Raw genomic sequence first — 7,234 nt, 5'->3', positions numbered from 1 at the left:
CCGATATGGATCTGGCCGGGCTTGCCGACTACTCGAACATCAGCTTTATCGGCTTCGACAACTACGTGGAAGTGCTGCAGGACCCGTACCGCGCCAGGGACGGGCCCACCGCCAGCCCGGCAGCAAAATTCAGCGTTGTCAGGAGCAAATTGATGTTCATAGATTACGGTGTAGTAGTGGAGGTGCCAGCCTGGGCGTTCTTTAACTGATCGGCTGTAAAATTAATCGTCTCGCCATCAATGACCAGCGTAACCAAGTTCCCTGAGTTGAGGTTGACAAAATTAACCTTGGTGGTAGCTTCCACCAGCGGCTTTCCCGTCTTCGGATCGGTTAATCCGCTCTGCATATACTTATCCGCAACCAAATTTGCCAGAGTATGCGTCCCCGTGATATTCCCGTTTTGCGTCGCAATCGATCTCAACTTCGCCGCCTCCACCAGTTGGTTCGCCGTCGCCGATCTCGCGTTCTCCTTCGTATCTTCCAACAGCCCGGTAATCAGCGGCACCGCGATAGCGGCGATGACGCCGATGATCACGATGACGGCCAGCAGCTCGATGAGCGTAATCCCCTTTTCTTCCTTGCGCAAACGTTGAATGCGTTCGATAATTGCTGTCATTGTTTAACCCCCTAAATTAATTCTTTGACGAAGTCGCTTTCAGCTGATATTGCGATACAGGCTTAACATCGGGATCATAATCGAAGCCATGATAAAACCGACCACGCCGGCCAGCACCAGAATCATCACCGGCTCGATCAACTGCTTCAGCTTGTCCACCGTATTCTCCACGTCGCGTTCGTAAAAGTCCGCTACCTTGCCCAGCATCGTATCGATGGACCCGGTTTCTTCGCCCACCCGGATCATCTGGGTCACAAGCGGCGGAAACACCCACGACTGCCTCAGCGGGTCGGACAACGGCCGGCCTTGCCGCAGCGAAGCCTGGCATTCCCGGAGCGTGGCTCCGATCACCCGGTTGCCGACCGCCTTCTCCACGATGGCCAAAGCCTGCAGCACCGGCACCGCGCTGGCAAACAGCGAGGACAAGGTGCGCGTCAGCTGGGCGATGGCGCTTTTCCGGTTCAGGATGCCGAATACGGGAGCCTTCAGTTTGATGTAGTCCCAAGCGTACGCCCCGCGTTCCCACCTTAGCAGCAAACACACCGCGATTACCGCCGCCAAAGCGGTCAACAGCCAGGCGATCCAGTGCTGCTCGATGCTCCGGCTAAGCGAGAGCGTAAATTTCGTAATCGCCGGCAGGTCCCCGCCAAGCTCCGCGAACATCGATTGAAACCGCGGGATCATGAATTTCAGCAGAAAAATAATGACGAACACGGCCATGATGCTCACGATCAGCGGGTAGGTCATCGCCGACTTCACTTTTTCCCGCGTCACATGCGCTTTTTCAAAATAGACGGCCAGCCGCTCCAGCGTCTCCTCCATGCTGCCGGCCTCTTCCCCCGCGCGGATCATGTGTACGAAGATCGACGGGAAAATCCGCGGGTATGCCGAAACCGCTCCGGAAAACGTACTGCCTTTGCGCAGCTCGGCCGTCACTTCGGCCAGCGTCTTCTTCAGCGGCTTGCTTTCGGATTGCTCCGCCAGGATGGCGGTCGCCTCCACGATCGATATGCCCGCCTTGATCATCGTAGCGAACTGCCGGCAAAACACGACGAACGGTTCGTTTTTGACCGGATTGCCAAGATAAAACTCCTTATTCCAAACGGTCTCGCGCTTCTCGCGGAGGCCCGTTACGATTACATGTTGCCTTTTCAGTTCGGCAAGCGCGGATGCCCGATCGGGGGCTTGGAGCTCTCCGCGCCGGGCTTTGCCGCCCGTTTCCTTGCCACGATATACGTATTGCGGCATCTGGCATCTGTCCTTCCGCTTCTTACATCTGTCTTCACGCCACAAGCTGGCTGGCGGACTACACCAAACCTTCCGTCAAATACAGACGGGCCGCCGCTTCATCGACCGCACCTTGCCGCAGCAGCTCCCGCAGGCTCATCTCGAGCGTGTGCATCCCCAGTTGGAAATTCGTCTGCATGACGCTTTTGATCTGGTGCACCTTCTCCGAACGGATCAGGTTCGCGACGGCCGGCGGATTCAGCAGCACCTCCGTCGCGCAGACTCGCCCTTTTCCGCTGCGGGATGGCAGCAGGCGCTGGGACAGGATCACCAGCAGCACGGACGCCAGCTGAACCCGGATCTGCCCCTGCTGCGCCGACGGAAAAGCGTCGATAATCCGGTCGATCGTCTGCGGCGCGTCGGCCGTATGCAGCGTCGCCAACACGAGATGGCCGGTTTCCGCTGCCGTAATCGCCGTCCGGATCGTTTCGGGGTCGCGCATCTCGCCGACCAGAATGATGTCCGGGTCCTGACGCAGCGCGGCCCTAAGGCCGTTATCGAAAGACATCGTATCGAGCCCGACCTCCCGCTGGTTGATCATGGACTTGTCGTGGCGATGCAGGTATTCGATCGGGTCCTCCAGCGTCACGATATGTTTGCGCTGGGTATGGTTGATATGGTCGATCAGCGACGCCAAGGTCGTTGACTTTCCGCTGCCGGTCGGGCCGGTGACGAGAAACAATCCTTGCGGCTTCTGTGCCAGCTTCAGCAAAACCGGCGGCAGGTTTAATGTCTCGAACGCCGGTACCGACGGCGAAATGACCCGCGCCGCAATGCCGATCGAACCCCGCTGGCGGAACACGTTGATGCGGAAGCGTGAAATTCCCGTTACGCCATAAGAGAAATCAAGCTCGCCTTTTTCCGTAAACTTCTTGTATTGTGCGGGGCTCATCAGTCCTTGCACGATTTGCTCCAGCACCGACGGCGACAGCAGCTCACGGCCCAGCGAGTGCAGGACGCCATCGATTCGCAGCACCGGCGGCGAATTCACCGTCACGTGCAAATCCGAGGCGCCGGCGTCAAACGCCTGCTTCAACAGCTCGTTAAACGTATCGTCCGTTACGTTGTAATCTTGCTTCATCGTTCTTCCTCTTCTACTTCCCTGATTATTTCCTGCAGGGTCGTTTGGCCCTCCAGCACCTTACGGATCCCGTCGGCAAACAACGTCGTCATGCCTTGATCCTTGGCCAACCTGCGCAATTCATGGATCGACCTCCCGCCGACGATCGCCGATCGCAGGTCGTCGCCGATAAGCAGCGCTTCATGCACCGCCATCCGGCCGCGGTAGCCGCTTTTGCCGCAGGTGCCGCAGCCGGTGCCGCGATACAGCTTGTCTGCCTTGACGCCAAGCCGCTCCAGGTACAAGCTTTCTTGCATCTCGGGGGTATAGGCGGTTTTGCAATCGGGGCAAATGCAGCGCACTAGCCTCTGCGCAACGATGCCGATCACCGACGAAGCGATCAGATAAGGCTCGATGCCCATGTCGCGCAGCCGCACCACCGTGCTCACCGCGTCGTTCGTATGTAAGGTCGAGAATACAAGATGGCCCGTCAGGGAAGCGCGGATCGCGATTTCCGCCGTCTCCAGGTCACGGATTTCCCCTACCATGACGATGTTGGGATCCTGCCGCAAAATGGAGCGGAGCCCTTTCGCAAACGTCAGCCCCGCCGCAGGGTGAACCTGCATCTGGTTGACGCCGTCCAGCATGTATTCCACCGGGTCTTCGACCGTGATGATGTTCATTTCTTCGCGGTTCAACTGCTGCAGCGCCGAATACAGGGTCGTCGTTTTGCCGCTTCCCGTCGGTCCGGTCAGCAGGACCATCCCGTGCTGCTTCTCGATCATGCGCCGGAACAACCCGAGGTTGTGCTCGGTCATGCCCAGCTTCTCCAATCCCTTCACGCCGTCGGCGAGATCGAGCAACCGCATGACGATTTTTTCCCCGTGTACCGTAGGCAAGGATGACAAGCGGATATCGATCTGCTTGCCGTCCACTAACATTTTGATGCGGCCGTCCTGCGGCAACCGCCGTTCGGCGATGTTCAGGTTGCCTAATATTTTGAGCCTGGCGGTAATGACCCCCTGCATGGATTTCGGAATGGAGCGTTCGTTCCGGAGTTGGCCGTCAATGCGGTACCGGATGGTCAATTGCGTGTCCATCGGATCGATGTGAATGTCGCTGGCGCCGAGGCGCACCGCTTGTTCGATCATTTGCTGCACCAGCCGGACGACCGGCGAATCCTCGCCCAGGATGATCGAATCCTCCACCTCGATTTGCGCCGCGCCGGCCCCCAAATCCTTGATCATTTCGTTCATGGAGTCCTGCAGGCCGTATAACCGGGCAATCCCCCGCTGCAGCTCTCCCCGCGAAATGATCGCCGGCTCGATGGTAAATCCGGTGCTCATTCTCAGGTCGTCGATCACGAACAGGTCGAGGGGGTCGGCCATCGCGACCATCAGCTTGCGCCCGTCCACGCGAATGGGCAGCACCTGATAACGTTTGGCCATCTGCTCCGGAATGACCTGGCATAGCTTGGCGTCGATCTGAAACCTGGATAGGGTCACGTGCGGGATGCCCAGCTGAAATTCCAACACCTCGATGAGCTGGTGCTCCGTAAGAACGCCCTGCGCCAGGAGGACGTCACCGAGTTTTTTCCGGGTGAGCTGCTGTTCCTCCAAGGCGGTTTGCAGCTGCGGCTCCGTAATGATCCCTGATTCCAGCAGAAGTTCACCCAACCTTTTTTTGATCGTGTACATGCATCGTTCACCTCATCTACCGTTGGAAATTTATGCGGTTGTATACTTAGATTTTTTTGCGCCGAAAGCTTGTTCGGGAAATAGTTCTATAGAACTAGAATGTATTGCGCGGATCATTGAATGTTATGGCTGAGGGAAAATAATTTTTAGTACCAATATAGTAACGATTATATACCTTTCGACCAATCGATGCTATCATTTTATAGTAGAATATACCTAGTCTACAAGACTCGACACGGCTCTCCACCTGCTAACATAACTCTGCTATTTTTCGCTATTTTCAAACCGTTCGAAAGCGAGAGGATGATCATGAGATTTGCCTCTTTATCCCGAAAATCTTCCCTTCGCCGCGCGATGGCTGGGGAAGACGGACTGACGCTGCTGGAAGTAGCCCTTGCGTTGGTCATTCTCTCCATCGTCAGCATGTACTTTTTATCCTTTTTTACGAACAGCGCCTCGCAAAGCAAGCTCACAAACCAGCGCTTATCCGCCACCCATCTGGCGAACGCCAAGCTGCACGAGGTTCAATCGCTGGAATTTACCGAGTTGCAGACCAAAGCAAACTGTTCCCCGGGAGGCTTGCCCGACACGACCAACGGCATCTATCTGATAAGGACCGAAGTCTGCCGCATAAGCGACAAATATCCTGCTAACCCCGATATTTTATACATAACCGTGACGACCTTTTGGCTGCCCGATCCGGCAGCCGGAGCCGGCAATTATAGGCATAAGGTTTCGATCGTCGGCGCAGTCAAAAAAGACTATGCCGCCGCTCCGCCAGCATCGGGGGGGAACGGATCATGAGTAAACGTCGGCCATTGATTCGCCGGGAAGACGGCATCACGTTGGTGGAGTTGCTCGCTGCCCTTGCCTTAACGGGCCTGCTGGTGATCTTGGTCTCAACCGTGCTGACCTCGTCGCTGTTTGCCTTCGGGCGGGTTAATCACGAAACGCAGCTGCGGAACGAGGCGATTACGCTCAGTACCGCGCTGCAGGCCAAGCTGAGGAATGCTACGTCGATCACGGGTTCCGGTAACTTTACGCAATTTCAGGCCGAGGTGGTCACCGATGCGCTTACGGAAGCGACCCGTTCAGTCGGCGTAATGCTTGACGGGGGACAGCTCATCGTCGACGGCACCCGCTTCAGCGAAGAGAACCTGGATTTAACCGGCACCTATTTCACCAAGGGCCAGCGCGATTTGCAGCTGCATCTGCAAGTCGCGCTGGCGGACGAGCCCGATGTGGAGCCGATCCATTTGTTCGTTTCTATGAAACTATTATCGTGAGGTGCGTCCGGATGAAGGTATTGGATGGAATCCGCCAAGAGCGCGGTTATGCCCTAATGTCCGTGCTGTTGCTGCTTGTGCTGTTGCTGGTGATCGGCACCTTGGTCATGCAATCGGTAACCAGCTCCCAGGGCATGGTGAACGTCTCCGAAGATATCGTTAGCGCGCAGGCCGACGGCGAAACGAAGCTGCTGATCAAACTGTCCGAGCTTCGGGCGGCGATCATGGCGCTTAAGGAGAAGGACGCGGTCACGCTGGAAGATGTCCGCGACACCGCCGCCCTTTACATCGTCACCGGCAGCGCCACGCTCGACGAGGACAATCAGAAGTACACTGCCATCGTCGAAGAAGTAGGGGTGTCGGACAATATTCGGCAGACCTACCGGCGCAAGGTGGAAATCATACTAAATTACGAACCGGTTGATCCGAGCCAGCCGGGAAACGGCGGAAGCGAGTTTGCGATCGTCAGCCAGGACTACGTCAATTTAAGCTCTAGAACGACGGTGATCGGCCATCTCTATGCCAAATCCGGGTTGAACCGTAACGGGGCAGACATTCAAGGAAAGATACTGGCCCCCTCCTATCCAAGGACCGACCTGGCTGCCCCCGCCAGAGCTAACGTCGCCGACGTGCTGAGGCAGACCGGCAGCGAGGCCGACGCCGTCATGCAAGCGCTGAAAAGGACTTCCCCCAATCCGCAGGAGTTGACGGTCACGAACGGAACCCGGACGTTAAACGGGTCGGCGATCTTCAGCAATGTCACCATGCACCCGGGAACCGGCTTATCGGTCAGAGGCGACCTGGTCATCACCGGTTCCTTGAATATGCACAACGGCAATACCATCCAGGCGACCGGCAATATTTATATTTATGGTTCCGTATCGGCGAAAGGCCCGCTGATTCAGGCCAAAGAGAAGATTTGGATCGGAGGCTCGGGCAATTTTGACGATCCGCACAAGGAAGGGATAACGCTGGTCGGGGATTTGTATAACGGCGGGTCCCTGGCTTTCCATACCAAGCTGACGGCAGGAACGATTTACGTCGGCGGGGCTACCAGCGGCAACTTGCGCGACGACAACCGGTTCGCGTTATATTCGGACGGGCCCATCGCCGTTAACGACAGCTCCAGTTCGACCTCGCTGACCGGCCTTCTGTATTCCAACGGCGGCATTAACGTGAACGGGAACAACGGCTTGATCATTCGCGCTTCTGGCCCGGGAGATAACCCAAAGCCGGGCAAGCCAGCAGATATCGTGATTAACGAAGCCGCGACAACGATCAATTAACG

Annotated in this window: 7 protein-coding genes and 1 pseudogene; 4 read left to right on the top strand and 4 right to left on the bottom strand. The window is 56.8% G+C overall.

Going from position 1 to position 7,234, the window contains the following annotated elements:
- Nucleotides 1-86, top strand: a pseudogene (locus ACQ4N8_RS25310) (hypothetical protein); the annotation flags it as partial.
- Nucleotides 87-163: 77 nt separating this feature from the next.
- Here ACQ4N8_RS25310 and ACQ4N8_RS25305 read toward each other — a convergent pair.
- Genes ACQ4N8_RS25305 through ACQ4N8_RS25290 form a run of 4 tightly spaced genes read right to left on the bottom strand, consistent with a single transcriptional unit; the run spans nt 164 to nt 4,660 of the window.
- Nucleotides 164-616 (bottom strand): prepilin-type N-terminal cleavage/methylation domain-containing protein, encoded by a 453-nt coding sequence (locus tag ACQ4N8_RS25305; RefSeq protein WP_430707129.1) that lies wholly within the window; start codon nt 614-616, stop codon nt 164-166.
- A 39-nt stretch (nt 617-655) separates the two neighbouring features.
- A complete protein-coding gene (locus tag ACQ4N8_RS25300; RefSeq protein ID WP_430707128.1) occupies nt 656-1,864 on the bottom strand; it encodes a type II secretion system F family protein in 1,209 nt (402 codons plus the stop codon).
- Nucleotides 1,865-1,922: 58 nt separating this feature from the next.
- On the bottom strand, nt 1,923-2,984 hold the full coding sequence (locus tag ACQ4N8_RS25295) for a type IV pilus twitching motility protein PilT (protein ID WP_430707127.1): 1,062 nt from the start codon (nt 2,982-2,984) through the stop codon (nt 1,923-1,925).
- Nucleotides 2,981-4,660, bottom strand: a complete 1,680-nt coding sequence (locus tag ACQ4N8_RS25290; protein ID WP_430707126.1) for a GspE/PulE family protein — start codon at nt 4,658-4,660, stop codon at nt 2,981-2,983. The genes ACQ4N8_RS25295 and ACQ4N8_RS25290 overlap by 4 nt, the downstream gene beginning before the upstream one ends.
- Before the next feature lie 309 nt (nt 4,661-4,969).
- On the opposite strand from ACQ4N8_RS25290, the gene ACQ4N8_RS25285 reads away from it, so the two are divergent.
- From ACQ4N8_RS25285 to ACQ4N8_RS25275, 3 genes are read left to right on the top strand one after another with little or no spacing between them, the layout of a single operon-like run.
- Nucleotides 4,970-5,464 (top strand): type IV pilus modification PilV family protein, encoded by a 495-nt coding sequence (locus ACQ4N8_RS25285; protein WP_430707125.1) that lies wholly within the window; start codon nt 4,970-4,972, stop codon nt 5,462-5,464.
- Complete coding sequence (locus ACQ4N8_RS25280; RefSeq protein ID WP_430707124.1) at nt 5,461-5,946, top strand: hypothetical protein; 486 nt, start codon at nt 5,461-5,463, stop codon at nt 5,944-5,946. The genes ACQ4N8_RS25285 and ACQ4N8_RS25280 overlap by 4 nt, the downstream gene beginning before the upstream one ends.
- 11 nt (nt 5,947-5,957) lie before the next feature.
- Nucleotides 5,958-7,232, top strand: a complete 1,275-nt coding sequence (locus ACQ4N8_RS25275) for a hypothetical protein (RefSeq protein ID WP_430707123.1) — start codon at nt 5,958-5,960, stop codon at nt 7,230-7,232.
- The last annotated feature ends 2 nt before the right edge of the window (nt 7,233-7,234 follow it).

Origin of the sequence: Paenibacillus macerans (assembly GCF_050565405.1) — a bacterium.
Lineage (GTDB): Bacteria > Bacillota > Bacilli > Paenibacillales > Paenibacillaceae > Fontibacillus > Fontibacillus macerans_B.
The sequence above is the reverse complement of the archived record's forward strand: the minus strand, read 5'-3'. Positions and strand labels throughout refer to the sequence as shown.